Raw genomic sequence first — 26738 nt, 5'->3', positions numbered from 1 at the left:
GCGATGCAGGTTGCTGATTGATAATGATTAAAAACTCTCTGCGCAACTCTGGTTTTTTTGAAAATCCGCGTAACTAGAACGTGACGACGGCACGACGTTTCCGGCGCAGCTTGGTTATTTGCCTATGCAGAATCGGCTGAATATCTCGCCGAGCAGGTCGTCGGCGGTGAATTCGCCGGTGATGGTGTTGAGGGCTTCCTGAGCGAGTCGGAGTTCTTCGGCGAAGAGTTCGGCGCGGGCGATCTCGGCGGCGGCGTGTGCGAGGTGGCTGCGGGCGGAGGATAGGGCGCGAAGGTGGCGTTCGCGGGCCATGAATACGCCAGCTTCCTGATGCCAGCCGATGAGGGCGAGCAGGCGCTGGCGCAGCTCGTCCAGCCCGGTGCCGGTTTTGGCGGAGAGGTAGAGGTGCTCGGTGGGCGCAAGTGGTTCGACTGGCCTGTCCTGAGCGGAGTCGAAGGACTCACCGCGAACGGGAATCTCGAACTCATCACCGCTCAGCAAATCACTCTTGTTGAACACGAACAGGCGCGGAATCGCGGCGGGGAGTTGGGTGAGGATGTCCTGGTCAGCCGGGGTGAGGCCGTGGCGGGCGTCGAGCAGGACGAGGATGAGGTCGGCCTTTTCGGCGGTGCTGCGGGTGCGGGCGATGCCCATTTGTTCGACCACGTCGCTGGATTCGCGCAGCCCGGCGGTGTCGTGGATGTGCAGCGGCACGCCTTCGAGCTGGATGGCCTGGCGGATCACGTCGCGGGTGGTGCCGGGGATGTCGCTGACCAGAGCGACCTCTTCGCCGGAGAGACGGTTGAGCAGGCTGGATTTGCCGACGTTGGGCTGGCCGACCAGCACGATGTGCGCGCCTTCGCGCAGCAAGCTGCCCTGACGGGCGAGGCTGCTCACTTGCTCCAGCTCCGCACGCACGGCGGCGAGCTGGCGGTTGCGGCGGTCGAGATCGAGCTCGTCCACCTCTTCTTCGGGGAAATCCAGCATCGCTTCGACCAGCATCCGCAGGCGGATCAATTCGTCCACCAGGGCGTGAATGGCACGGGAGAAGTCACCTTGCAACGAGCGCATGGCGCTGCGCGCGGCCTGCGCGGTGGTGGCGTCGATCAGGTCGGCGACGCTTTCGGCCTGGGCCAGGTCGAGCTTGTCGTTGAGGTAAGCGCGTTCGGTGAATTCGCCGGGGCGGGCCAGTCGTGCGCCGAGGTCGAGGCAGCGTTGCAATACGGCTTGCAGCACCGCCGGACCGCCATGTCCTTGCAGTTCCAGCACGTCTTCGCCGGTGTAGGAATGCGGCGCGGGGAAGTAGAGCGCGAGGCCTTGATCCAGCACGCTGCCGTCGGCATCGAGGAAGGAAGCGTAGCTGGCGCGGCGCGGCGCGGGTGTTTTTCCGGTGATGGCTTGCGCCAGCGCAGTCAGGCCGTGGCCGGAGATGCGCACCACGCCGATGCCACCGCGCCCGGGGGCGGTGGCGATGGCGGCGATGTTATCGAGGGTCGTTCGCTGCACCTTTGGGGGCAGATTCCAGACTGCGGGTGATGTACCACTGCTGGGCGATGGACAGTGCGTTGTTCACGATGGAATACAGCACCAGGCCCGCAGGGAAGAAGAAGAACACCACGGCGAAGACCAGCGGCATGATTTGCATCAGCTTGGCTTGCAGCGGGTCAGCCGGGGTCGGGTTCAGCTTGGTCTGGATGAACATGCTGATCGCCATGGCCAGCGGCAGGATGTAATACGGGTCAGCCGCCGAGAGGTCGGTGATCCAGCCCACGAACGGCGCGTGGCGCATCTCGACGCTGGACAGGATGGACCAGTACAGCGCGATGAACACCGGGATCTGGATCAGCATCGGCAAGCAGCCGCCGAGCGGATTGATCTTCTCGGTCTTGTACAGCTCCATCATCTCCTTGTGCAGGCGCTCGCGGTCGTCGCCGTACTTCTGCTTGATGCGCTCCAGCTTGGGCGCGACCACGCGCATCTTGGCCATCGAACGATAGCTCGCGGCGGAGAGCGGGAAGAAGGCCAGCTTGATCAGCACGGTCAGCAGGATGATGGCGACACCCCAGTTGGAGACGATGCCCTGAATCTGGGTCAACAGCCAGAAGATAGGCGTGGCGATGATGGTCAGCCAGCCGTAATCCACGGTCAGGCCGAGGCCGGGCGCGATCTCGTCCAGCTTGGCTTGTGCCGGGCCGGCGTACAAAGGCACGGTGACTTTACCCGATTGTCCCGGTGCGACGGCGGCCACCGGCACGATCACACCGGCAGCGAACAGGTTGTTGCCCAGCGCCTTGGTGTAATACTCGCGCTGCGTCTTGTCCTTGGGCAGCCAGGCCGAGACAAAGTAGTGTTGCAGCATGCCCACCCAGCCGTTGTCAGCCGTTTTCGGGTAGTCGGTCTTGCCCTTCTCGATGTTGGAGAAATCGACCTTCTGGAACTTCTCTTTGTCGGTATACACCGCCGGGCCGGTATAAGTTGGCACGAACTTGGAGTCGCCTTCGGGGGCAGACTTGTCACGCACCAGCTGGAAGTAGGCCGATGCTGCGATCGGGGTCGCGCCAGTGTTCTGGATCTCGTAGCTCACGTCCACCACATAGCTGCCGCGATGGAAGGTGTAGACCTTGCTGACGGTGGCATTCGGGATGTCGGTGGCGGTCAGGCGAACTTCAAGCACGTTCTGGCCAGCGGCCATGCTGTATTCGGTGGCGGTGCTGCTGAAGGCGGAGTTGTGTGTCGGCAAGCCCGCACCCAGCAGTCCGGTCTGGGCCAGGTAGTTGTGTGCGCCCTGTTCCTGCATCAGCACGAACAGCTTGCTCTTGTCCTTGGCGTCACGGTGCTGGGCCAGCTCCAGATGGCGCAGGTCGCCACCAACGGTGTTGATCTCGGCGACGAAGTTGTCGGTTTTGACGAGGATCTTCGTACCGCTGGCACGCTTGACTTCGGTCGCCACTGTGGCGGCAGCGTTGGCTGCCGGGGCTGCGTTCAGCGCGGTGGTCGCCGTAGGCACGCCGGAAGCGGCGGTGACCGGCGCAGGCGCGGGATGTTGCGCGCGCTGCCAGTTCTCCCACACCAACATGGAAGAGACAGAAAAGATCAGAAAGAGAAACAGCCGTTGAAGGTCCATGATGATCTTTGCGTAAATTCAAGGGACGGGGTCGTAACCGCCGTCGTTCCACGGGTTGCAACGCAACACCCGTTTGATAGCCAGCCATGCGCCGCGCACCGAGCCGTGTTTCTCCACCGCCTCGCTGGCATAGCAGGAACAGCTGGGAGTAAAACGACACGACGGCGGAAACATCGGACTGATCGCACATTGATAGCCGCGTATCAGTTTGAGCAGTAGCCAGCGCATCACGCCTGCACCGCCTGAAACAACTGCGTCAGCGCCTCACGGCACTCCGCCATCGCTTCACGCCGTACCGGACGACGCACTCGCACCACCACATCCAGCGCGCATTCCACGGGGAAGAGTTGCCGGAAGGCTTCCCGCACCGTCCGCTTGGCCAGATTACGCGCCACGGCGGTCGGCATCACCCGTTTGCTGGCGACGATGCCGAGGCGGGAGACTCCCACCTGATTCGCCCGCTGGTAAATCACAAAACACTTGTTGGGCAGGCCCTTGCCAACCATCACCGCATCGAACTCGACACGCTGGCGCAAGCGGCGCTCGCCCGAAAAAACCTGTCTTTCCTTAGACGGCAAGACGTGCGCGGCCCTTGGCGCGACGTGCGCGAATGACGGCGCGGCCACCCTTGGTTTTCATGCGGACCAGAAAACCGTGAGTGCGCTTTCTCTTGGTGACGGAAGGTTGGTATGTACGTTTCATTTGGAGACTCCTGTGGCGAATTGTAAAAAAGCGCGCAATTACAATGCCTGAGCGACTTTCTGTCAAGCTGTTTGTGCCCGAAAAGACAAGGGGCGCGGCGGCTGGCTATAATCCGCGTCATGCCGGAATCCATCAAAAAACCAGTCATATCCGCCGAGTTGGATGCTCGGTTGCATCTGATCTTCGATAGCTTCCATAGATTGACCGGGCGGGTGCTGGTCGAGTCGAACCAGCACGAGCGCTTGTCTGACCTGCTGTGGGACGCGCCGCGCGCCATTCTGGCCCACGGCACGGAGGCTGATCCGGTGTTCTTCTATGGTAACCGGCTCGCGCTGGAGCTGTTCGAGCTGGATTTCGCGGCCTTCACCCGGTTGCCGTCGCGCTATTCCGCTGAGCCGTTGGCGCGCGAGGCCCGCGCCCGGCTGCTGGAGCGGGTGACGCAGCACGGCTACATCGACGACTATTCCGGCGTGCGCATCTCCAGTAGTGGCAAGCGCTTCCGTATCGAGCGCGTCATCGTGTGGAATCTGCTGGATGAAGCTGGCAAGCTGCATGGTCAGGCGGCGACTTTCACTGAATGGCTTGGTTTGCCGGACTGATGCGGGGGGAGCCGGTCATGCCGATTCCGGTGCCTGCCGCGCAGCTTCGTATATAATCCCGCGCTGTTTGTATTTCAGGATCGCGCTGTAACCATGCTGGAAGTCAGCAACCTGGCTTGTTCCCGAGGAGACCACCCGCTGTTCACTGACCTTAGCTTCGCGCTGGAGGCGGGTGAGCTTTTGCAGGTGCAGGGCGAGAACGGCAAGGGCAAGACCAGTTTGCTGCGCACGTTGTGCGGCTTCATGCAGCCGGTGGCGGGCGAGATACGTTGGCGCGGCGAAAACATCGAGGAGCTGGACGAGGATTACTACGCCGAACTGCTCTACCTCGGCCATCACAATGCCATCAAGGATGAGTTGAACGCGCTGGAGAATCTCCAGATCTCTGCCGGGCTGGCCGGTATCGCGTTGAGCGAAAAGGAGGCCGTCGCCGCCTTGCGCCGCATGGGACTGAAAGGGCGCGAGCATCTGCCGGTGAAAGTGCTGTCGCAGGGACAACGGCGCCGTGCCGCACTGGCGCGCATGTTGGTGTCGGACGCGCCATTGTGGGTGCTGGATGAACCATTGACCGCGCTGGATGTCGGAGCCGTCGGTCTGATACAGGAATTACTGGGCGAGCATCTGGCGCGCGATGGCATGGTGATCTTCACCACGCACCAGCCGCTAGTGGTCGAGGGCGTCGAATTGCGGCGCTTGGTGTTGTCGTGAAGAAGCTCTCGTTGATCGCCCTGTTGCTGCTGGTGATCCGGCGCGACCTGTTGCTGGCTATGCGTCGCCGCGCCGATGTGCTGACCACGCTGATCTTCTTCGTGATGGTGGTGAGCCTGTTCCCGCTGGGCGTGGGGCCGGAGCTGGACATGTTGCGCAAGATGGCTCCCGGCGTGGTGTGGGTGGCCGCTCTGCTGGCTTCCATGCTGTCGCTTGCGCGCTTGTTCGCGGCAGACTACGCCGACGGCACGCTGGAGCAGATGATGTTGGCACCGCAATCCTTGTCGGTGCTGGTGCTGGGCAAGATGGTGGCGCACTGGATGGTGTCCGGTCTGCCGCTGGTGTTGATGGCACCGGTGCTGGGCTTGCAGTTCGACATGGCTCCGCAGGCGCTGGGGATATTGATGTTCGGTCTGTTGCTGGGTACGCCGGTGCTGAGCATGTTGGGCGCGGTCGGCGCGGCGTTGACACTGGGCTTGCGCGGTGGCGGAGTGCTGGTCTCGCTGCTGGTGTTGCCGTTGTGCATCCCGGTGCTGATCTTCGGTACCGGTGCGGTCGAGGCGGTGAACAGCGGCTTGAGTCCCAATGCGAATCTGGCGTTGATGGGCGCGATCGTCACCATGGCGCTGGTGTTCACGCCCTGGGTGACGGCGCAGGCCTTGCGTATTTCTATGGAATGAGTTTCGGGAGTTAGACTTGGCAATCAACTGGTTCAAATATTCGGCACCGACCAACTTCTACAGTCTGGCGGGCAAGCTGATCCCCTGGTTCGCAGCCGCTGCGCTGCTGCTCTTCGCGGCGGGCATGTATGTCGGCTTCGTGGTCGCGCCTACCGACGCAGTGCAGGGCGAGGCCTATCGCATCATGTTCATCCATGTGCCGGCCTCCATCCTGTCGATGTTCGTCTATCTGATCATGGCGGGTTATGCCGCACTGGGATTGATATTCAAGACCCGCCTCTCGGCGATGATGGCCTCGGCGCTGGCCCCGACCGGCGCGCTGTTCGCCTTCATCTCGCTGTGGACCGGCGCGCTGTGGGGCAAGCCGATGTGGGGCGCGTGGTGGGTGTGGGATGCGCGCCTGACGTCCGAACTGATCCTGCTGTTCCTGTATCTGGGCTTCATTGCGTTGCACGCCTCCATCGACGACCCGCGCCGTGCCGACCGCGCTGCCGCCTTGCTGGCCATCGTCGGCTCGGTCAACGTGCCCATCATCTATTTCTCGGTGAAGTGGTGGAACACCTTGCACCAAGGCTCGACCATCAAGTTCAGCGGGACTTCCATGCACGTCGCCATGCAGCAGGCGCTGTTGCTGATGCTGCTGGCATGCTGGTGCTATGCCATCGCGGTCGCCTTGGCGCGGGTGCGCAGCATCATTCTGGAACGCGAAGGCGCGACACAATGGGTGGGTGAATTATCTGAGGTGCGGTCATGACACGGTGCGCGTATGCGGTGGGTGCGGGACAACGTAGTTGCGGTGTAGGCTCATGCGCACAGCGCGTGATGCCGAAGCCAATGACCGCGACTCACCTCCAACGAAACTCGGTCAGTTATCACAAAAGCGTGATGGAGGTGAAGGCATGAGCGATCACAGTTTCTTTATCTGGGGCTCCTACGGTATGGCGGCCCTGATCTTTGTAATCGAGATATTGCTGGTGCGGCAGCGCCGCAAGAGCACGTTGCGCGCTTTGCGTTTGCAACGTGACGCAGGAGACGAGGCATGACCAAGAGACAAAAACGGCTGGCTTTCATCGTGGGTGGTCTGGCGCTGGTGGGCGCGGCGGCGGGTCTGGTGCTGTATGCGCTGAAGGACAACGTCAGCCTGTATTTCACCCCGACCCAGGTGGCCAACCATGAAGCGCCGCAAGGTCGCAACTTTCGTATCGGCGGTCTGGTCGAGCCGGGCAGCGTCAAGCGCGAAGGCGACGGTCTGACGGTGCATTTCCGCGTCACCGACAACGTGCAGGGCATGGATGTGGTCTACAAGGGCATCCTGCCCGACCTGTTCAAGGAAGGCAAAGGCATCGTCGCGCAAGGCAAGCTGGAAGCGGGCAACCTGTTCCGCGCCGACGAAGTGCTGGCCAAGCATGACGAGAACTACATGCCGCCGGAAGCCAAGGCTGCGCTGGATGCCGCCGCCAAGGCGCAATCCGGTGTGCCCGCTGCTGCCAGCGCCCCGGCTGTGAAATAAGGAAAGACGGCATGATTCCAGAGATCGGTAATTTCGCCCTCATCGTCGCGCTGCTGCTGGCGCTGTTGCAGGGCGTGCTGCCCATTTGGGGCGCGGCACGAGGCAACGCGGTGTTGATGGGCATGTCGCGCTTCATGGCGGCCGGGCAATTCGTGTTCGTGGCGGTGGCCTTCGGCTGTCTGCTGCAAGCCTTCATCGGCAACGACTTCTCCGTGCTCTACGTGGCGCAGCACTCCAATTCGCAATTGCCGGTGCAGTACCGCATCGCGGCGCTGTGGGGCGGTCACGAAGGCTCGTTGCTGCTGTGGACGGTGATCCTGACCGTGTGGACGGTGGCGGTGGTGATGTTCAGCAAGCACTTGCCGGAAGAGATGGTGGCGCGCGTGGTCGGCGTGATGGGGCTGATCTCGGTCGGCTTCCTGCTGTTCATGTTGTTCACCTCCAACCCCTTCGACCGTCTGCTACCCGCCGCGATGGATGGCCGCGACCTCAACCCGCTGCTGCAAGACCCCGGTCTGGTGATCCACCCGCCGATGCTGTACATGGGCTACGTCGGCTTCTCGGTGGCGTTCGCTTTCGCCATCGCCGCGCTGCTGGGCGGTCAGATGGATTCCACCTGGGCGCGCTGGTCGCGTCCGTGGACGACGGTGGCCTGGGTGTTCCTCACCGTGGGCATCGCGCTGGGTAGCTGGTGGGCCTATTACGAGCTGGGCTGGGGTGGCTGGTGGTTCTGGGACCCGGTGGAGAATGCGTCCTTCATGCCCTGGCTGGTGGGCACCGCGCTGATGCACTCGCTGGCGGTGACCGAGAAGCGCGGCGCGTTCAAGAGCTGGACGGTGTTGCTCGCCATCGCCGCATTCTCGCTGTCGCTGCTGGGGACGTTCCTGGTGCGCTCTGGCGTGCTGACTTCGGTACACGCCTTCGCCACCGATCCCAAGCGCGGCATCTTCATCCTGTCCTTTTTGGTCATCGTCATCGGCTCCTCGCTGCTGCTATTCGCTTGGCGCGCACCCAAGATCGGTCTGGGTGGCCGTTTCGAGCTGGTATCGCGTGAATCCCTGCTGCTGACCAACAACGTGTTGCTGTCGGTGGCCTCGGCCTCGGTGTTCATCGGCACGCTGTTCCCGCTGTTCGTGGACGCGCTGGGCATGAGCAAGCTCTCAGTCGGCGCGCCGTACTTTAACAAGGTGTTCGTGCCGCTGATGGTGCCGATGATTTTCATGATGGGCCTCGGCCCGCTGGCGCGCTGGAAACAGGCGAGCGTGCCTGATCTGGCGAAGCGCGTGCGCTGGGCCTTCGCCTCTAGTCTGGTCATCGCACTGATCCTGCCGGTGGTGCTGGGCAAATGGTCGGCCATGATCTCGCTGGGTTTGCTGATGGCGTTCTGGGTGTTCACCACCTGTGCGCTGGACCTCCGCAAGCGTCTCGGTGGCCGTGACAAGGTGTTGTGGGAGCGCCTGCGCAGCCAGTCGCCCAGCTATTACGGCATGCAACTGGCGCACCTAGGCATCGGCATCTTCATCGTCGGCGTGACGCTGGTGAAGGGCTACGAGATCGAGCGTGACGTGCGCATGAACGTGGGTGACACCGTGTTGGCGGGAGGCTACACCTTCCGCTTCGACGGCGTGCGCGAAGAAAAGGGGCCGAACTACATCGCCGCACAAGGCCGGGTGACCATCACCCGAGACGGCAAGCAGGTGACGCAGTTGTTCCCCGAGAAGCGCCAGTACAACGCTTCCGGCATGCCGATGACCGAGGCATCCATCGAAAGTGGCCTGCTGCGCGACCTGTACGTTTCGCTGGGCGAGCCCATCCCCGAATCGGAGGGAGCCTGGGCGGTGCGCGTCTACGTCAAACCGTTCGTGGACTGGATCTGGGCGGGCTGCCTGATGATGGCGCTGGGCGGCATCCTGGCCATCTCCGACCGTCGCTACCGCATCCACGCCCGCCGCAAACAGGCGGCGCACACTGAACAACTCAAGGAGCAAACAGCATGAAGCGTTTCATCCTCCCCTTGGTGATCTTTCTGGTACTGACGGGGTTTCTGTACAAAGGCCTGAGTCTGGATCCGCGCGAAGTGCCCTCGCCGCTGGTGGGCAAGGCCGCGCCAGCCTTCGTGCTGCCGCTGCTGCACGAGCCGGAGAAGACTTTCTCGCCCAAGGATATGGCCGGCAAAGTGTGGCTGCTCAACGTCTGGGCGTCCTGGTGCGGCGCGTGCAAGGACGAGCATCCGGTACTGATGGCGCTGTCGCAGCAGAATCTGGTCCCCATCGTCGGCCTGGATTACAAGGACAAGCGCGAAGACGGTGAAGCCACGCTGCGCAAGGCGGGCGATCCTTACTCCCTGACCATCGCCGATGCCGACGGCAAGGTCGGTTTCGACTACGGCGTGTATGGCGTGCCGGAGACCTATGTCATCGACAAGCAGGGCATGATCGCTTACAAGCTGATAGGCGCAGTCACCGCGCAGAACCTGCGTGACACCATCCTGCCCCTGGTTGCGGAGTTGCAAGCCAAATGAGATACCTGTTGATCGCCCTGTTGTGCTTGCTGCCGCGCTTCGCGCTGGCGGGTGAGGCCAAGGACATCGCCGACGACCCGGTGATGGAAAAGCGCATGATCCTGCTGGCGGAGAAGGTGCGCTGCCTGGTGTGTCAGTCCGAAGCCGTGTCCACCTCGCATTCCGACTGGTCGAACGACGTGCGCCAGATCATGCGCGAGAAGATGAAGGCGGGCGCGACCGATCAGGAGATCCTCGATCTGCTGGTCGAGCGCTTCGGCAAGTCGGTGTTGTTCGATCCGCCCATCGACGAGGAGACCGCGCCGCTGTGGGTCGCGCCGTTCGCCCTGATGTTGCTGGGCGGCATAGGACTGTTCTTCAAGCTGCGCAAACGCCAGACCGAACTGACCACCACCGAACTTTCCAGTGCTGAGGCGCAACGCGTCAGCGCACTGCTGGACGATGCCGCCGAGTCGGCCCCGTCGTCGAAGAAGGATTCCCAAGCATGACCCAATTCTGGATGATCTGCGCCGCGCTGCTGCTGGTGGCGCTGGCTTTCGTGGTGCTGCCGCTGTGGCGCAGCCGTGTACGCAACAACGATGTGGCGCGCGATGCGGCCAACCTCGCCATCTTCCGCGACCAGATCGCCGAGATGGATGCCGACCTTGCCAACGGCCTGTTGACCGAGGAGCTGTACGAGCAGGGCAAGCGTGAATTGCAGGCGCGGCTGCTGGATGAGGTGAAGTCGTCGCAGGCCGACGGCCTGACGCAAGGCGACCCGCACCGCAAGCTGGCCATCGGCTTGGTCGTGGTCATCCCGCTGCTGGCGCTGGGTTTGTACGGAGTGGTGGGCAATCAGAACGCCTTTCTGCCGCAGGTGACGCATGCTGCCGCCGACGGTTTTGGTGCCATCCGTTCCGAGGCGGCGCTGGAAGAGTTGCAGAAGAAGCTGGCGCAGGAGCCGGCCAATGCCGAGGGCTGGTTGCTGCTTGCCCGCTCACTGGTCGAACTGGAGAAATATCCCGAGGCGGTGGGCGCGTTCAAGAAACTGGTGGAACTGGTACCGAACGAATCCCCGGTCTGGGCCGACTATGCCGATGCGCAAGCCATGGCCAACGGCCAGAGCCTGGTGGGCGAGCCGACCAAGATGCTGGACAAGGCGCTGGCCATCGATCCGGCCAATCCCAAGGCACTGGCACTGTCCGGCTCGGCAGCGATGGAGCGTGGCGACTATCCGGCAGCCATCCGCCACTGGGAGAACCTGCTCAAGCAGATGCCCAAGGACAGCGAGGATGCCAAGATGGTCGAGGGCGGAGTCCAGCAGGCGCGTGAGTTCCTGAAGCTATCCAAGAGCGGCAAAGCGCCGATGATGGCCGCGCCCCAGCAGCCGGAGAAGATCGTCAGCGACGGCAAGGAGCGCATCACGGGCACCATCACCTTGGGCGATGTGGTCAAGGCGAACGCAAGTCCGGAAGACACGCTGTTCGTCGTGGCGCGCGCAGTCCCCGGTCCCAAGATGCCGCTGGCCATCATCCGCAAGCAGGTCAAGGATCTGCCGCTCAAGTTCACGCTGGATGACAGCATGGCGATGTCGAGCGAGATGAAATTGTCCAACTTCGATCAAGTGGTGGTGATCGCCCGCGTGTCGAAATCCGGCACCGCCATGCTGCAAGCCGGTGATCTGGAAGGCATGAGCCAGCCGCTCAAGCCGGGCAGCAAGGACGTGAACGTGACGATCAACAACATCGTCCAGCAGGGCGCGAAGTAGAAGTTGAACCGCAGGGGCGATTCGTGGATAATGCGCCCCTTCCCAGCCGGGATGGTGGAACTGGTAGACGCGCCGGACTCAAAATCCGGTGCCAGAGATGGCGTGGGGGTTCAAGTCCCCCTCCCGGCACCAAATAGCAAACGGGCTACGTTACAACGTAGCCCGTTTTGTTTTCTGCCGTTGTTGCGTCATCGCCGTTCAGCCACGCCTCTCAGCCCATGCGCCCGACATCGGATTTTTCCAGTCGTATGCGCCGAAGCGGATGCCCGCGCCGACTTCCATGTCATAGGATGCAGCAAGACGCAGCCTTGTTTGTCGCAGTATTACTGCAGGGTGAGTGACCTGTTGAAAGCGCTGCCTCTGACGGGCTTTCGGCGAGAGGTTCTGCATCGTTCGGCCCGGTGGGCTCTTCAAATGGCGCATTTGATCGGTCTGCGTACCTTGGGCAACACCCCGCCCTTTACAGCGCCCCCGCCTGACGCCGCGCCTTGGCTGCGCGCTCGTTGGACGACTGCTGGCGGAACGCCTTGTCAAAGCTCGTCGTGAAGTAACGCAGCTCCATGCCAAACCCCATGTGCGGGGCAGAAAGCTCGATAATGGCATCGCCTTGATGCAGCTTGGCATAAGCGTCGCCGACGAAAGGCACGCGCTTTTCGTCCAGCGTGTACTTAGCGGCCAGCGTGTTTAACGTCCGCTTGAAATTGCTGCTTTCCAGATCCCCCATGCCATCGCCTTTTGGCATCTTCATCAGCACTGCCGCCAGCTTGTCGGTACGATCAAAGATGAAAGTGATCTCCGACAATCCCTCGATCTCCAGCCCCGCGCCATCGCTTTGCAACATGCGCCCGCCGGAATACTGATTGGTTCCCGCCGCACTCAGCACCGTCTTGCTACCAAGCTGCTGCTTCACCTGCGCATAGCTGACTACGCCCAACTCCAAGCCAAGCGGAGCAGCGTTACCGGCGAAGGCCCAACCAGAAAATAGCACGCCCACCAGCGCCACCCCCCACTCAATCAACTTTTTCATGGCTACCTCCCTGTATGATGCGAATTGCCGTTTGCTTTCCATCATGATGGATGGAAATATTCAAACCATTTCCACCTGCACTCACTGTCTCCACGGCAGAAGCCGTATCCCCACGCTGAATGCGGGCCAGATCAATTTGCCTTAACCCTGCAATCATCAGCCCCACAGCTATTATTCCCCCGATGCCAAGCAATAAAATTGCCCACATAAACAATTGATCCGTTGCACTAATTAATTTCACCGCAAACCCACCGCCCACCAAAGCTGAGAAGACGGAAGTCAATATCGACTTGGCTATTTCCAACATAAATTGGCCATGCTTCTCTCTCGCATACGCCGATTTGAATTCTTGATCAGACATCACTCAACCTCATTCTTGAGCAATAATTTTGGCCAACGCATCGGCCGATGCGTTATCCCCGATTGCGCGATACAGAGCGACTCCCTCCTCACCCCATTCCCGCCATGGACGGCCAAGGACCACATCGTTCTTTTCAAAGGAAAGCGCAGCTAACTTCCCGCAGGCTGCCGCCTCCCAGCTCTTATCTCCGATCAGACGGATGGCGTTGTAGCCTGCCGTCAGCTCCTTTTCTGCGTCCTTCAATTTGCCCTGTCGTCGTAATACGTCACCAAGATTCAGTTGGTATCTTGCTAGACTATGCGCATCACCGTTCTTGCGATTAATTTCAATGGCCTGACGCAACTTGGTCACCGCTTTGGCGTAATCTTTGCGATCCAAATAAATCACTGCCATGTTGTTCAATATAGTGGGTTTCTTCGCCCCATCGGACTGGAGCGCCAGCGACTCCTGATACAAGGCCAGCGCACGCTCGGTATCGCCGCGCGCTTGTGCCACCAGCCCCAGGTTGCTGAGCATTGACGCCTCAAGGCTTTTATCTCCCAACTCCCGAGCAGCCTTGAGGGCGCGTCGGTCATACAGCTCAGCGCGATCCAGATCGCCCACGCCCTGATAGACAGAACCCAGCCAGACATAGGCCGCGACCAACTCCTTCGTACTCTGCGACAGTGCTTCAAGCTGCTGGAACGCGGGCAAGGCATCGCGTGCCCGTCCTTGCGCGGAAAGCGCCTTCCCCAGACATAGATGGGCTAACATCTCCCCAACCCGATCCAAGCCGCCACGTTGCAACAGTGCTCGCGCCTCGTTTTCTGCACGGGCATAGTCCTGCGCATTGTAATAATTAAAACAAATGTCCGTTGCATCCGCATGTGCCAGCGGCGCGGCCAATAATGCTGCCAAAAACACGGCGGCCAAACGCGCGCCGCTCAAAAATTGCCTTCCCATTACTTTTCTCCTGGAGTCTTGATCAGGCGAAACCGCCCGGCGCGGAACTTTATCATTAGTTACGTTATTAGCAAGGTGGTGCGCGAAGTCATCGAAACTTTCGCGCGGGCCTATCCTGCCAGCGAAAAACACTCTGTCCAGTGCGAGGACTCAAGCCACTGATGCAGCCAGTGCCAGCTTGGCGGCGCGCGGCAGTTTCTTGATAGCCGCCTCGCGCCTCAGCGCCGCTGAACGATCTTCGCAAGACTCCGCATAGACCAACCTCACGGGCAAGCGGCTGCGCGTGTACTTGGCACCTTCGCTGGAACTGTGGGCGGCGAGGCGGCGGTCCAGGTCGTTGCTGATGCCGCAGTACAGCGTGCCGTCGGCGCATTCGAGCAGGTAGCAGAACCAGCCAGACATTCCCGCTCCCTATCCCGCTTGCGGGCGAGGGCATGATTTGCGCAGCATTCTTGCGCTGCCCAGCATCAGCACCAGCAAGCCCAGTACCAGTGCGTTGCCCCAGCGGGCGTAGGGCGTCAGGCCGGAATAGCCTTGCGCCATGCCGCTCAGTACCGCTTCCTGGAATGGCGGCAGGGCGGCTTGCACCACGCCGTCGCGACCGATGATGGAGGTCTGGCCGGTGTTGGTGGCGCGTAGCATCATGCGGCCACTTTCCAGCGCGCGCAGTTGCGAGATCTGGTTGTGCTGGGCGGCGGCGTGGGAATGGCCGTACCAGGCATCGTTGGTGACGTTGACCAACAGCGTGGCGGCGGGCAGCGCGCGCACGATCTCTTCGCCGAACACGTCTTCGTAGCAGATGTTGACGGCGACCTGCTGGCCGGCCACCGCCAGCGGCACTTGCGTCTTGCCGCCGCGTCCGAGGTCGGACATGGGGATCTGCAGCACGTCGTTGATGAGTGCGCCGAACAGCGAGCGCAGCGGAATGAACTCGCCGAACGGCACCAGATGATCCTTGCGGTAGTGCTGCTCGGGCGACGCGCCCAGACTGACCACGCTGTTGTAGTAGTTCTCGCCATCGCGCTCAAACAGGCCCGCCAGCAGATCGCCGCCCTGAGCATGCACCGTGGCGGTCAGCGCGGCGAGATAGTCGGGCGACAGGTCATCGCGCAGCAGCGGCAGCGCGGTTTCCGGCAACACCACCAGTTTGGCATCGCCGGATTGGGCGGCCAGCTTGCGATACAGCTCCAGCGTGCCGAGGCGGAAACCTTCCTCGAACTTGCGGTCTTGCGGGATGTTGCCCTGCACCAACGCCACCTTGAACGGCGCGCCTTGCGGCTGCGTCCACTCGACGGTGCGCAGACCGAGACCCGTCAGCCACAGCAGTGCCAATACGCCCAACGCGACCTTACATTTCTCCGTCCATGCCCAAGCCAACAGACCTGCACTCACTGCCACCAGCAGCGACACGCCGTACACGCCGAGCAGCGGCGCGTAAGCGGCCAGCGGGCTGGGAGGGGTCTGCGAATAGCCCAGCGACAGCCACGGGAAACCGGTGAACAGGTAGCCGCGCAACAATTCGACGGCGACCCAGCAGGCGGGCATCGCCAGCGTCAGCCGCACCCAGACGGGCGCGGTGCAGCGCGCTTGCAGCGCTCCGGCCAAGCCGGGCAGCAATGCGAGAAAGGCGGCGAACAGCAGGATGGCAGCACCCGCCAGAGGCGCGGCCATGCCGCCGAAATCGTGCAGGGCGACGTAGATCCAGCCGACACCGGCGGCGAACAGCCCCAGACCAAACCACCAACCCAGCCTGAACGCCGCCCGCGCGGAGTCGGCCCGCAGCCACAGGACGAAGAGCGCGGCGAGCGTAATGATGGGGACGGGAAACAGGCCGAACGGCGCGAAGCCGCCCACGGTCAGGAATCCGATCAGGCAAGCAAAGATATTCGGGGCGGCGAAGAACTTCATTGGATGCGACTACCCTCTCCCCCACCCCTCTCCCTCATGGGCGAGGGGTGTGCAGGTTGCTCGTATCAGGTCGATTTACTTCAGGCTCAGCACGTCCTGCATGTCGTACATCCCGGCGGGGTGCGCTTGCAGGAAGCGGGCGGCGCGCAGTGCGCCCAGGGCGAAGGTGGCGCGGCTGCTGGCTTTGTGAGTGATCTCGATGCGTTCACCGATACCGGCGTAAAGCACGGTGTGATCGCCGACGATGTCGCCGCCGCGCACGGTGGCGAAGCCGATGGTGGACGGATCGCGCTCACCAGTCACGCCTTCGCGGCCATACACCGCGCACTGCTCCAGGTCGCGGCCCAAGGTGCGGGCGACCACTTCGCCCAACCCCAGCGCAGTGCCGGAGGGTGCGTCCACCTTGTGGCGGTGGTGGGCTTCGATGATCTCGATGTCGTAGCCGTGCGACAGCACGCGCGAAGCGGTCTCCAGCAGTTTGAATAGCAGGTTCACGCCCACGCTCATGTTGGGGGCGAACACCACGCCGATGCTCTGCGCTGCTGCGCCCAGTACGGCTTTTTCCTGCGCCGAGAAGCCGGTGGTGCCGATGACGATGTTCACGCCGTGCCGCTGGCAGATCTCAAGGTGCGTCAGCGTGCCTTCCGGGCGGGTGAAGTCGATCAGCACGTCTGCGCCCTGCAAGGCCGTGGCCGCATCCGCCGTCACGGTCACGCCGCGCGCACCGCCGAACTCGCTGGCATCACGACCCAGATGTGGACTGGATGCGTGATCGAGCGCTGCGTGCAGTTCCAGATCATCGGCCTGCGCCACACAATCCAGCAACACCCGCCCCATGCGACCAGTGCAACCGGCGATCGCCACTTTCAGCTTGCTCATTGCTTGTCTCCCAGCGTCGGACCGTCTTCCAGACGGACCAGGACATCATCCTCGAAGTGCGCGGTCAGCTGCGTCTGGCGGACCAGCTCGCCATCCTGTTCCAGACGGTAGAGATAGTCCCAGCGCTTGGCATGGAACGGGTCGGCGATCATCGGCGTGCCGAGCGCCGCCTTGACTTGCAGGCGCGTCATGCCGACCTTGACCCGCTCGCGCATCTCGGGGGTGATGAGATTGCCCTGACGGATCTCGATCTTGTGGGGGGTGAGGATGCCGCTGCACGAGGCCAGCAGCAGAGTGAGGGTGAGTAGTAGCAAACGCATGGTGTCTAACGGTGGATGCGGGAAAGGGCGCATGATACCTCAAGCGCCCAGACCCGACATCAGCGGCGAGCGGTGGATTTGACCGGCGCGCTTGCCTCTTCGCGCACGATGCGCCACTCCGTACCAGCCTTCTCCAGGATCACCGTCTTGCTGACCACATCGCGGTAATTGTCCGAACGATAACGCTGGGTGAAGCGCGCCTTGGCGTAATCACCATCCAGCAGTTCGACCGACAGGTCGTCTACCCCGATTTCGATGGTCGTGGCCTTGCCTATCCGTGCTCTGCGCTGTGCCTCCCAGGCGGCGAAGCTTTCTCCGCCAGCCGGCTGGAAATGCTCCCCATAGCAGGCCAGATAGGCCGCAACGTCGCGCGAGGCCCAAGCCTTGGCCCAGGTTCCGATCAGGTCGTGGATGCCCTGCGTTTGTTGCGGAGTGACGGTGGTCTGAGCAACGACCGTGGTGCCGCTTACGCTCTTGGTGGTTTCGGCGTAGGCCTGGCTTGCTGCCTGGGCTTCCGCTGCCTTGCGTCGTGCAGTTTCGGCATTGGCTTCGGCTTTGGCGCGGGCCGCGTCGGCGCGGGCTTTGGTCGCTTCGGCTCGGGCGGCTTCGGCACGTGCCTGCTCGGCTTTGGCGATCTCTACCCTGGCCTTGGCTTGTTCGGCCTCTGCTGCGGCCCTGGCCTTGGCGGCCTCGCTCTTGGCGCGGTTCGCCTCTGCCTTGAGAGCATCGGCCCGGGCTACATCGGCGCGCGCCATCTCGGCTTTCTCTCGTGCGGCCTGTGCATCGGCTTCAGCCTTGGTCTTGGCCTGAGCGGCTTCAGCCTTGGCGCGCTCGGTCTCTGCCTGAGCTGCCGCGATCCTGACGCGGGCCTGTTCGGCCTCGGTCTCAGCCTTGGCTCGTGCCGCGTCAGCCTGGGCCTGAGCGGCTTTCGCCCTGAGCGCTTCGGCCTTGGCCGCCTCGGTGCGTGAGGCCTCAGCCTTTTCCTGTGCTCGTTCGGTCTCCGTGTGAGCCACTGCGGACGGCTGTCTATTAGAGGCATCGGTCTGCTCGGCCATGATTATCCAGCGCCCGTTGACCTTCTCCAGAGCTAGGAACTTCGGCTTGGCCACTTCGCGGTAGATGTCAGAACGGAAAGATTGCTCGAACTTGATCTGGGCATGGCTTTCATCGCTGACATGGATCACGGGGTCATTCAGGCCGATCTCTATGTACTTGACACGCTTGAAGTAGTCGCGGCGGCGTGCTTCCCATGCGGCTCTGGGTGAGCCATCCTCAGGAGCGAAGCTGGCTCCGTAATGGCCGATGAACGCATCGGCGTTCAGCGAGCCCCATGCCTGTGCCCACGATTGGACTGTTGACCAAGCCTCTAATCCCAGACGTGTGTGGTTGCTGTGCGTTTCTGGAGGTGCACTGCTTGCTTCGGTGGTGCCCGCGCCGGTTTTGGCAGCATCAGCACGGGTAGCTTCGGCATGAGCAGCTTCGGCATGAGCAGCTTCAGCACGAGCAGCTTCAGCACGGACAGCTTCGGCACGGGCAGCTTCGGCACGGGCAGCTTCGGCACGGGCAGCTTCGGCACGGGCAGCTTCAGCACGGGCGGCTTCAGCACGGGCGGCTTCAGCACGGGCGGCTTCAGCACGGGCGGCTTCGGCACGGGCGGCTTCGGCACGCGCAGCCTCGGCACGGGCAGCTTCTACCTTGGCCGCTTCCATCTTGGCGATTTGGTACTCGGCCAGGCGGGGATCGGCCTGCTCGGTCACGATACGCCATAAGCCGTTCACGTTCTCCAGAGTCAGCTGCTTCCTGCTGATCTCCTTGAACACGTCGGAACGGAAATCTTGCGTGAACCGCACTTCGGCTCGCCCCGTGCCGGTGAACTCTATCGTCTGCTCGGTCAAGTCGATCTGAATGGACTTGACCTTGGCAAAGTAGTCGCGACGGCGTTTTTGCCAGGCATCCAGGCTGGAACCATCGTTGGGCCTGAAGCGCGTACCGTAATGGCCGAAGAAGGCTGCGGCATCTTTTGCTCTCCAGGCTTGCGCCCATGCCTGAATGACAGCCCAAACCTCTTCCGTGCTTTGCACCTGAGGCTGCGAAGGTGGCTGAGGCGCGACGGGGACGGTTTCTACCGGGGCCGATTGGACGATAGGTGCCAGACGGACTGGCGCAGGTGCTTCAGCCAGCTTGGTGTGCGCTATCGGGTCGATCCTGGAGGCCAAGGATTGCTCTTCGGAGATCATCCACAGGCCGCCCACCTTGGTCAGCGACATCGTTTTCTCATCCAGAGACTGGATCTGCCCCGTTCTTATCGACTGTGTGAAGCGTACCTTGGCATGCTTGTCGTCAATCATGCGTATCGCAGGGAAGGTGACGGTGACTTCGACCAGTTTGGTCTGCCTGAAATAGATGCGGCGACGGCTGCTCCAATCCGCGAAGTTGGAGCCGTCTTCAGGCTGGAATCCTTTGGCGTAGAACGCCAGGAAAGAGAACGCGTCACGCGCCGACCATGCTGCTGCCCAATCCTGCACGGTATGCCAGACCTCTTCCTCAGCCCCGCGTATCGGAGGGGAGGAAAGAACGGGTGTCTGCGCGGAGGGTGGTGTCGGGAGGGGCTCAGCCAGGGCTGGGGTGCCGCAGGCGGCGAACAGGACGGAAGTCGCGATAAGCTTGATTCTCATAGCAAAACCTTTATGAATAGGCCGCCATGATACAGAAATAATTACCTTTTACCTACTGAGTTCCAAGTAGATTTTAAAAGCACCACTCCTGTCGAGTGGTTTCAGTCGGCAAGGGTATGGCCCAGCATCTCGGCGGCATGTTTGCGGGTGGTTTCGGTCAGGGTGATGCCGCCCAGCATGCGGGCGACCTCGTCCACCCGCTGGGCGGGAGACAGCACCGAGATGTCGCTGAAGGTGCTGCCGTCTCGGGTGGTCTTGCTGACTTGCCATTGCGCGTCCGCCGAGGCGGCGACTTGGGGCAGGTGGGTGACGCACAGTACCTGGTGGCGCTGTCCCAAGCGTTTGAGCAGCTTGCCGACGATCTCGGCGACACGTCCGCCGATGCCGCTGTCCACCTCGTCGAAGATCAAGGTCGGTACCTGGGCGACCTCGGACAGCGCCACTTGCATGGCCAGGCTGATGCGCGCCAGTTCGCCACCGGAAGCGGTCTTCGCCAGTGCACGCACCGGCATGCCGGGATTGGCGGCGACCTGGAATTCGATGCTTTCCAGTCCGTGTCGGTTCCCTTCGGCCAGTGTCGCTAAGCTGACGACAAAGCTGCCGCCCTGCATCGCCAGGGTCTGCATCGCGGCGGTGATCTCGCGGGACAGTTGGTCGGCGGCCGCCCGCCGCTCCCCGCTCAGCCGCTGTGCCACGCCCAGATAGCTTTGATAGGCCTGCGCGGCTTGTCGCTGCAATGCGTCGAGATCGGCATCGCCGCCCAGCTCGGCCAGGCGTGCCGCGACGCGCGCCTGTGCCTGCGGCAGCTCTTCGGGTGTCACCCGGTATTTGCGTGCGGCATCCACCACTGTCTGGATGGTACGTTCCAGAGTGCGCTGGCGTTGCGGGTCCAGCTCCAGTCGGCGCTGATACTGGCGCAGCGCGTACACCGCCTCCTGCAATTCGGCGCGCGCGCTGTCCAGCAGTTGCAATGTCTCGCCCAGGGCGGGATCGACCTCGATGCCGGTCTCGATCCGGGCGATCAGTGCATTCAACTGCGGCAGGCAGGCGACTTCGGATTCACCCAGCACATCGAGGCCGAACTCAGCTGTTTCCAGCAGGCTGGCTGCGTGCGACAGGCGAGCATACTCGGCCTGCGTCTCCTGCCAGCCAGCGATACTGAAATCGAGCGACTCCAGTTCCTGCGCCTGGAACGACAGCAGTTCGCGTTCGGCAGCCATGGCCTCGGCGTTCTGGCTCAGTTCGCGGCAGCGCTGCTCCAGCATCTGCCAGGTTTTGTACGCGCCGGACACTTGCTCGGCCAGCCCGCGCGCTCCGGCATACGCATCCAGCAAGTCGCGTTGTGCGTCGGGCCGCAACAGCGATTGATGGGCGTGTTGGCCATGGATGTCCAGCAACCACTCGCTGGCCTCGCGCATCTGTTGCAGGGTGGCGCTGCGGCCATTGATGAAGCCGCGCGAACGCCCGCCCGCATCCAGCACCCGCCGCAGCAGGCAAACGCCGTCGTCGCCGGGCAGTTCTTGCTGTTCCAGCCAGAGTTGGAGTCCGGGTAGTCCGGCGATGTCGAATTCGGCGCTGATCTCGGCGCGCTCGCAGCCGGAACGGACCATACCGCCGTCACCGCGCTCGCCCAGCGCCAGTGACAGGGCATCGAGCAGGATGGATTTGCCCGCACCGGTCTCGCCTGAGAGTGCGGTGAATCCGCCGGTGAAATCTAGTTCGAGCTGGGCGACGATGACGAAGTCGCGGATGGACAGGTATCTCAGCATTACAAGGGCTGGTTCCAGAGCAGTTTTTCGCGCAGGGTGCGGTAAAAGCTGTGGCCTTGTGGGTGGAGCAGGCGGACGGCGGTCGGGAAGCGAGTCACTTCCAGTGTGTCATGCAATTGCAGGTCGAACCAGGTGTGGCTGTCGAAGCGTACACGTACGTCGTTGGTGCGATGCATCAGCACCTCGACACGCGCATCTCCACTGACCACGATGGGGCGGTTGCTCAGGGTGTGTGGGCAGACCGGCACCAGTTCCATCACATCCAGCCCCGGATGCACGATGGTACCGCCTGCCGACAGGGCGTAGGCGGTCGAGCCGGTCGGGGTGGAGACGATCAGGCCGTCGGCGCGCTGGGTGTAGAGGTATTCGCCGTCGATGCGTACCTCGAATTCGATCATGCTGCTGATGTTGCCACGATGTACCACCATCTCATTCAGCGCCAGCGAGCGGAAGATCTCGGCCCCTTGGCGCAGCACGCGGGTCTGCAGCAGCAGGCGGCGGTCGGTGACGTATGCGCCGTCCAGGATGGCGGCCAGCGTTTGCTGCATGGTGTCGAGCGAGATGTCGGTCAGGAAGCCTAGTCGCCCCTGGTTCACCCCGACCAGAGGGACATCGCAGGAGGCGAGTGCCTGCGCGATGTTGAGCAAGGTGCCATCGCCTCCCAGCACGATCACCAGATCGACGCTGCAGCCGATCCCGCTCAGGGGCAGGGCGGGGTAGGGGATGTGGGGCAGGTGCTCGGCGGTCAGGGTGTCTACTACGACCTTGAGGCCACGGGCGGACAGGAATGTGCCCAGTTGCAACAGCGAGCCGGCGATCTCCGGAGACTTGTACTTGCCGATCAGCGCGACGGTTTTGAAAGGGGTATCCATGGCTGGCGATTAAACCATATCGCTGGTTCAATGACAAAGCCGCGCGGTAGAATGCCGCCATGATCAATGACCGCGCACAGATCCTGCTGAAGACCCTGGTGGAACGCTACATCAGCGATGGGCAGCCGGTCGGGTCCAGAGCCTTGCAGCAGTTCTCCGGACTGGAGGTCAGTCCCGCCACCATCCGCAATGTGATGGCTGATCTGGAAGCCATGGGGCTGGTCGCCAGCCCGCATACCTCCGCCGGACGCATCCCCACTGCACTGGGCTATCGTCGCTTCATCGATACCATGATGGTGGTGCAGCCTTTGGATCTGGAACGTATCCAAAGGCTGGAGCATCAACTGCAGCCGGACAACCCCTCGCGCTTGCTGGCCCAAGCTTCCCATCTGCTTTCCGAACTCACCCATTTTGCCGGAGTGGTCGCTACACCGAGTCGGCGTGCGGCTTCGGTCCGGCAGATCGAGTTCCTGCGCCTGTCCGAACGCAGGGTGTTGCTCATCATCGTGATGCCCGACGGCGATGTGGAGAATCGGGTGTTGCTGACCACGCGCGACTACAGCCAGTCGCAACTCACCGAGGCCGGCAATTTCCTCAGTCAGCATTATGCCGGTCAGGCGCTGCACGATATCCGCCAGCGCATCCAGCTGGAACTCGGTCAGTTGCAGCACGACATGAGTGAGTTGATGACTGCGGCGATCTCGGCAGGCGACGAGGCGCTGGCTGGCAAGGGCGAGGATTATGTGCTGAGCGGCGAGCGCAACCTGCTGCATGTCAACGACCTGTCCGGCGACATGTCGCGGTTGCGCAAGCTGTTCACTGTGTTCGAGCGCAAGACCGAGTTGTTGCAGCTGCTGGATGCCAGCCGTCAGGCGCAGGGCGTGCACATCTTTGTTGGCCACGAGTCGGGCGTATCCTCGCTGGACGAGTGCAGCATAGTCAGCGCACCTTATGCCGCCTGCGGTCAGATCGTCGGCACCTTGGCGGTCATCGGTCCCAAGCGCATGGATTACCAGAAGGTCGTTCCCATCGTGGACATCACGGCCCGCTTGCTGGGAAACGCCTTATCGGCGTGACCTGACGGCGATGCAAGGCGCACGATGGCCGAATCTGCTATAGTCGGGCCGCCAATAAGGTAGGAGCGGGCACCCGGGGGAACCGTCGAGAGCGGTCGGTGTGCACAAAGTTGCACGGCCCACCACGTCGCAAGACGTAGGGAGTGGTCAGCCGAACGCTCAAGGTCGCGATGCAGCATTCGCACGGCAGATTTGGGATGCCCTAAACAATAGTCGGGGAGGAATCATGTCGCAGCAGCAAGAGAAGTCTCGTTATGTCAGCCTGATGACCAAGAATACCTATGCCATGGTGCTGGCTGGTGGTCGGGGGAGCCGATTACATCAACTGACCGACTGGCGAGCGAAGCCTGCCGTACCGTTCGGGGGCAAGTTCCGCATCATCGATTTCGTCCTGTCCAACTGTGTCAATTCGGGAATCCGCCGTATCGGCATCGCTACCCAGTACAAGTCTCATAGTCTGATCCGCCACATCCAGCGCGGCTGGAGCTTCCTCAACGGTAAGTTCGGCGAGTTCATCGACATCCTGCCAGCCCAGCAGCGCATCGACGAAGAGTGGTATCAGGGCACGGCGGATGCCGTGTTCCAGAACATCGACATCCTGCGCGAGATCGATGCCGAATATACGCTGATCCTGGCTGGCGACCACGTCTACAAGATGGACTACGGCAAGATGCTGGCCTTCCATGCCGACAATCAGGCGGACATGACCGTGGCCTGTATCCAGGTGCCGCTGGATGAAGCCCGCGCTTTCGGGGTGATGGGGGTGAACGAGAGCTCCCGCGTGGTCACCTTCACCGAGAAGCCGGACCAGCCCGCTCCCATGCCGGGCAAAGCCGATATCGCGCTGTGCAGCATGGGCATCTATATCTTCAATACGCGCTTCCTGTACGAACAGCTGATGCGAGACGCTGACGATCCGCATTCCAGCCACGATTTCGGCAAGGACATCATCCCGCATCTGGTGCAATCCAACTATCGTGTGTTCGCCCAGAGTTTCGATGACAGCTGTGTCAAGCCGGAGGGCGGCGTGCCTTACTGGCGCGATGTGGGGACCATCGACTCCTACTGGGAGGCCAACATGGAGCTGACCAAGATCATCCCCGACCTGAACATGTACGACCAGGAGTGGCCGATCTGGACTTATCAGGAGCAGCTTCCACCCGCCAAGTTCATCTTCAATGAAGGTGAGCGACGCGGTCAGGCCCTTGATTCGCTGGTCTCCGGCGGCTGTATCATCAGCGGTGCGACCGTCACCAACTCCCTGCTGTTCTCCGATGTGGTAGTCCATAGCTATGCGGCTGTGCAGGAGTCGGTCATCCTGCCCAACGTCAGTATCGGTCGTAACGCCGTGCTGAAGCGGGTGGTCGTGGACAAGGGCTGCAACATCCCCGAAGGGTTGGTGGTCGGGGTCAATCACGAGGAGGATGCCAAGCGCTTCTTCGTCACCTCGCGCGGCATCACCCTGATCACTCCGGACATGCTCGGGCAGGACAACCACCGAGTACGCTGAGCCGCATAACACTTGGGCATCCCCGGTCGCGGGATGCCCGCCGCTTTCCCCGGATACATCATGAACACATCCCTCGATCTCGTTTTCCTCTGGCACATGCACCAGCCTGACTATCGCGACTATGCGACAGGCGAGTTCTCGCTGCCCTGGGTCTATCTGCATGCCATGAAGGACTACTCCGACATGGCCAGTCATCTGGAACGCCACCCCAAGGTGCGCGCCGTGGTGAATTTCGTCCCCATCCTGCTCGACCAGCTGGAAGATTACGAACAGCAGTTCGCCAGCAATCAGCTGCGCGATCCCTTGCTGCGCCTGCTGGCGCGTGACGACCTCAGTTGTCTCAGTCCGGCTGAGCATCAGTTCATCCTGGACAGCTGCTTCCGCAGCAACCACACCAAGATGATCGCGCCTTACCCGGCCTACAAGCGCCTGCATGATCTGTTCCGCACGCTGGAGCCCTCGGGCGACGTGGTGCTGTCCTACCTATCCGGCCAATATCTGGCCGACCTGTTGACCTGGTACCACCTGGCATGGTGCGGCGAGAGCGTGCGTCGCGAGCACGATGTGCTGGTGGAGTTGATGAGCAAGGGCGAAGGATTCGATGCGAGTGATCGCCAACAACTGCTGAGCGTGATCGGTCACACCGTGTCCGGCATCATCCCGCGCTATCGCAAGCTTGCCGCATCGGGCCAGATCGAGATCTCCGCCACGCCGCACTACCATCCGCTGGCCCCGCTGCTGCTCGACCTGAACAGCGCCCGCGAAAGCATCCCGGATAGCAGCCTGCCGCAATCGGTGCGTTATCCGGGCGGACACAGCCGTGTCGCCGCCCATATCCACTCGGCGCTGGAGACTCATCGCGCACGCTTCGGCGTCACCCCGCAGGGGATCTGGCCTGCCGAAGGTGCGGTTTCGACCGGCCTGCTCGAATTGCTGGCGCAGCAGGACTGCCACTGGGCGGCCAGCGGCGAGACGGTGCTAGCCAACAGTCTGCGTGCCGCCCACGGGAGCGATCTGGCCGACCGCTCGTACTATCTGTACCGCCCTTATCACATCTCCGGGGCATCTAAGAAAGTGCACTGCTTCTTCCGTGACGACAAGCTCTCCGACCTGATCGGCTTCGAGTACTCGCGCTGGCACGGCAAGGATGCCGCGCTGCATTTCGTCGCCCAGGTGGAAGAGATCGCGCGCCAGAACCACAGTGGCGACTCGCCCGTGGTCAGCGTCATCCTCGATGGCGAGAACGCCTGGGAGTATTACCCGTACAACGGCTACTATTTCCTCGACGACCTGTACACTGCCCTGGAAGACCATCCCGTCATCCAAACCAACACCTTCAGCGACTACCTGGCCAACACCGGCAAGCAAGGGAGCTTCGCGTTCTCCAACGAGGGCGAACTGCCGCGACTGGTCGCCGGTAGCTGGGTGTATGGCACTTTCTCCACCTGGATCGGCTGCCCGGACAAGGACCGGGCGTGGGACCTGCTGTGCATGGCCAAGCAGAGCTACGACATGGTGTTGGTCAGCGGCCATCTGACCGAGGTCGAGCGCAAGGCGGCCGAGCGCCAGTTGGCCTCGTGCGAGAGCTCGGACTGGTTCTGGTGGTTCGGCGACTACAACCCGTCGCACGCGGTCGAGAGCTTCGATCGCCTGTACCGCCACAACCTGATCCACCTGTACCATCTGCTCAAATTGCCTGCTCCGGCGACCTTGAACCACCCGCTCAGCCACGGCGGGCGGGGTGACGAGGTCGAGGCGGGCGGGGCGATGCGGCGCGGTTCCTGAGGCTCAAGCACTTTCCTGAAAGG

General features: G+C 62.2%; 28 protein-coding genes and 1 tRNA gene. 14 read left to right on the top strand and 15 right to left on the bottom strand.

Translation table 11 applies throughout. The features are described 5' to 3' along the window. Positions 1–114: 114 nt before the first annotated feature. Genes mnmE through rpmH form a run of 5 tightly spaced genes read right to left on the bottom strand, consistent with a single transcriptional unit; the run spans position 115 to position 3826 of the window. A complete protein-coding gene (mnmE, locus tag DM08_RS06730) occupies positions 115–1506 on the bottom strand; it encodes a tRNA uridine-5-carboxymethylaminomethyl(34) synthesis GTPase MnmE (RefSeq protein ID WP_035383883.1) in 1392 nt (463 codons plus the stop codon). After that, a complete protein-coding gene (yidC, locus tag DM08_RS06725) occupies positions 1484–3124 on the bottom strand; it encodes a membrane protein insertase YidC (protein WP_035383882.1) in 1641 nt (546 codons plus the stop codon). Before yidC ends, mnmE begins: the two co-directional genes overlap by 23 nt. 18 nt (positions 3125–3142) lie before the next feature. After that, the gene (gene yidD / locus DM08_RS06720) at positions 3143–3352 is read right to left on the bottom strand and encodes a membrane protein insertion efficiency factor YidD (protein ID WP_088177603.1); all 210 of its coding nucleotides are present in this window, start codon (positions 3350–3352) and stop codon (positions 3143–3145) included. Next, positions 3352–3750, bottom strand: coding sequence for a ribonuclease P protein component (rnpA, locus tag DM08_RS06715; protein ID WP_255358311.1), 399 nt, complete (start codon positions 3748–3750; stop codon positions 3352–3354). The genes yidD and rnpA overlap by 1 nt, the downstream gene beginning before the upstream one ends. Beyond that, complete coding sequence (gene rpmH, locus DM08_RS06710) at positions 3692–3826, bottom strand: 50S ribosomal protein L34 (protein WP_035383880.1); 135 nt, start codon at positions 3824–3826, stop codon at positions 3692–3694. The genes rnpA and rpmH overlap by 59 nt, the downstream gene beginning before the upstream one ends. Positions 3827–3945: 119 nt before the next feature. Here rpmH and DM08_RS06705 point away from each other — a divergent pair, with 119 nt between their 5' ends. The 11 genes from DM08_RS06705 (at position 3946) to DM08_RS06660 (ending at position 11723) form a co-directional block, all read left to right on the top strand. Next, entirely contained in the window at positions 3946–4425 is a 480-nt protein-coding gene (locus DM08_RS06705; RefSeq protein ID WP_035383879.1) for an MEKHLA domain-containing protein, read from the top strand. Positions 4426–4518: 93 nt separating this feature from the next. Further along, entirely contained in the window at positions 4519–5133 is a 615-nt protein-coding gene (gene ccmA / locus DM08_RS06700) for a cytochrome c biogenesis heme-transporting ATPase CcmA (RefSeq protein ID WP_035383878.1), read from the top strand. Continuing rightward, positions 5130–5813 (top strand): heme exporter protein CcmB, encoded by a 684-nt coding sequence (gene ccmB, locus DM08_RS06695; RefSeq protein WP_237560237.1) that lies wholly within the window; start codon positions 5130–5132, stop codon positions 5811–5813. Before ccmA ends, ccmB begins: the two co-directional genes overlap by 4 nt. 16 nt (positions 5814–5829) lie before the next feature. Next, a complete protein-coding gene (gene ccmC / locus DM08_RS06690) occupies positions 5830–6567 on the top strand; it encodes a heme ABC transporter permease CcmC (RefSeq protein ID WP_035383877.1) in 738 nt (245 codons plus the stop codon). A gap of 145 nt (positions 6568–6712) precedes the next feature. Beyond that, complete coding sequence (gene ccmD, locus DM08_RS12550) at positions 6713–6856, top strand: heme exporter protein CcmD (RefSeq protein WP_081908809.1); 144 nt, start codon at positions 6713–6715, stop codon at positions 6854–6856. Further along, positions 6853–7323 (top strand): cytochrome c maturation protein CcmE, encoded by a 471-nt coding sequence (gene ccmE / locus DM08_RS06685; protein WP_035383876.1) that lies wholly within the window; start codon positions 6853–6855, stop codon positions 7321–7323. Before ccmD ends, ccmE begins: the two co-directional genes overlap by 4 nt. 11 nt (positions 7324–7334) lie before the next feature. Next, positions 7335–9320, top strand: a complete 1986-nt coding sequence (locus DM08_RS06680; protein ID WP_035383875.1) for a heme lyase CcmF/NrfE family subunit — start codon at positions 7335–7337, stop codon at positions 9318–9320. Continuing rightward, positions 9317–9844, top strand: a complete 528-nt coding sequence (locus DM08_RS06675) for a DsbE family thiol:disulfide interchange protein (RefSeq protein WP_035383874.1) — start codon at positions 9317–9319, stop codon at positions 9842–9844. Before DM08_RS06680 ends, DM08_RS06675 begins: the two co-directional genes overlap by 4 nt. Next, positions 9841–10332 carry a cytochrome c-type biogenesis protein gene (locus DM08_RS06670; RefSeq protein WP_035383873.1) on the top strand — a complete coding sequence of 164 codons (492 nt, stop codon included), beginning with the start codon at positions 9841–9843 and terminating at the stop codon, positions 10330–10332. The genes DM08_RS06675 and DM08_RS06670 overlap by 4 nt, the downstream gene beginning before the upstream one ends. After that, entirely contained in the window at positions 10329–11591 is a 1263-nt protein-coding gene (ccmI, locus tag DM08_RS06665) for a c-type cytochrome biogenesis protein CcmI (RefSeq protein ID WP_035383872.1), read from the top strand. The genes DM08_RS06670 and ccmI overlap by 4 nt, the downstream gene beginning before the upstream one ends. A gap of 45 nt (positions 11592–11636) precedes the next feature. Further along, positions 11637–11723, top strand: a tRNA-Leu gene (locus tag DM08_RS06660). Between the two features lie 328 nt (positions 11724–12051). On the opposite strand, the gene DM08_RS12245 is transcribed toward DM08_RS06660, so the two are convergent. From DM08_RS12245 to DM08_RS06610, 10 genes are all read right to left on the bottom strand, one after another. Continuing rightward, complete coding sequence (locus DM08_RS12245) at positions 12052–12618, bottom strand: hypothetical protein (RefSeq protein WP_152555797.1); 567 nt, start codon at positions 12616–12618, stop codon at positions 12052–12054. Then, the gene (locus tag DM08_RS06650) at positions 12602–12979 is read right to left on the bottom strand and encodes a hypothetical protein (protein ID WP_035383871.1); all 378 of its coding nucleotides are present in this window, start codon (positions 12977–12979) and stop codon (positions 12602–12604) included. Before DM08_RS06650 ends, DM08_RS12245 begins: the two co-directional genes overlap by 17 nt. A 9-nt stretch (positions 12980–12988) precedes the next feature. Beyond that, entirely contained in the window at positions 12989–13921 is a 933-nt protein-coding gene (locus DM08_RS06645) for a tetratricopeptide repeat protein (protein ID WP_035383870.1), read from the bottom strand. Positions 13922–14071: 150 nt separating this feature from the next. Then, on the bottom strand, positions 14072–14323 hold the full coding sequence (locus tag DM08_RS06640) for a GIY-YIG nuclease family protein (RefSeq protein ID WP_035383869.1): 252 nt from the start codon (positions 14321–14323) through the stop codon (positions 14072–14074). Positions 14324–14332: 9 nt separating this feature from the next. After that, positions 14333–15829: an apolipoprotein N-acyltransferase gene (gene lnt, locus DM08_RS06635; protein ID WP_035383868.1), complete on the bottom strand. Its 1497-nt coding sequence runs from the start codon at positions 15827–15829 to the stop codon at positions 14333–14335. Between the two features lie 75 nt (positions 15830–15904). Continuing rightward, positions 15905–16708, bottom strand: coding sequence for a 4-hydroxy-tetrahydrodipicolinate reductase (gene dapB / locus DM08_RS06630; protein WP_035383867.1), 804 nt, complete (start codon positions 16706–16708; stop codon positions 15905–15907). After that, a complete protein-coding gene (locus tag DM08_RS06625) occupies positions 16705–17028 on the bottom strand; it encodes an outer membrane protein assembly factor BamE (RefSeq protein ID WP_035383938.1) in 324 nt (107 codons plus the stop codon). The genes dapB and DM08_RS06625 overlap by 4 nt, the downstream gene beginning before the upstream one ends. A 59-nt stretch (positions 17029–17087) precedes the next feature. After that, positions 17088–19703 carry a L,D-transpeptidase Cds6 family protein gene (locus DM08_RS12825; protein WP_152555796.1) on the bottom strand — a complete coding sequence of 872 codons (2616 nt, stop codon included), beginning with the start codon at positions 19701–19703 and terminating at the stop codon, positions 17088–17090. 101 nt (positions 19704–19804) lie between these two features. Further along, positions 19805–21472 carry a DNA repair protein RecN gene (gene recN / locus DM08_RS06615; RefSeq protein WP_035383866.1) on the bottom strand — a complete coding sequence of 556 codons (1668 nt, stop codon included), beginning with the start codon at positions 21470–21472 and terminating at the stop codon, positions 19805–19807. Next, the gene (locus DM08_RS06610) at positions 21472–22344 is read right to left on the bottom strand and encodes an NAD kinase (RefSeq protein ID WP_035383865.1); all 873 of its coding nucleotides are present in this window, start codon (positions 22342–22344) and stop codon (positions 21472–21474) included. The genes recN and DM08_RS06610 overlap by 1 nt, the downstream gene beginning before the upstream one ends. 59 nt (positions 22345–22403) lie before the next feature. Here DM08_RS06610 and hrcA point away from each other — a divergent pair, with 59 nt between their 5' ends. The 3 genes from hrcA (at position 22404) to DM08_RS06595 (ending at position 26715) form a co-directional block, all read left to right on the top strand. Beyond that, positions 22404–23420 (top strand): heat-inducible transcriptional repressor HrcA, encoded by a 1017-nt coding sequence (hrcA, locus tag DM08_RS06605; RefSeq protein WP_035383864.1) that lies wholly within the window; start codon positions 22404–22406, stop codon positions 23418–23420. A gap of 226 nt (positions 23421–23646) precedes the next feature. Next, on the top strand, positions 23647–24930 hold the full coding sequence (gene glgC / locus DM08_RS06600) for a glucose-1-phosphate adenylyltransferase (RefSeq protein WP_035383863.1): 1284 nt from the start codon (positions 23647–23649) through the stop codon (positions 24928–24930). Positions 24931–24990: 60 nt separating this feature from the next. Next, the gene (locus DM08_RS06595; protein ID WP_035383936.1) at positions 24991–26715 is read left to right on the top strand and encodes a glycoside hydrolase family 57 protein; all 1725 of its coding nucleotides are present in this window, start codon (positions 24991–24993) and stop codon (positions 26713–26715) included. Positions 26716–26738: the final 23 nt, after the last annotated feature.

Origin of the sequence: Ferriphaselus sp. R-1, assembly GCF_000746095.1 — a bacterium.
Classification (GTDB): Bacteria; Pseudomonadota; Gammaproteobacteria; order Burkholderiales; family Gallionellaceae; genus Ferriphaselus.
This window is presented reverse-complemented; position numbering and strand designations above follow the sequence as displayed.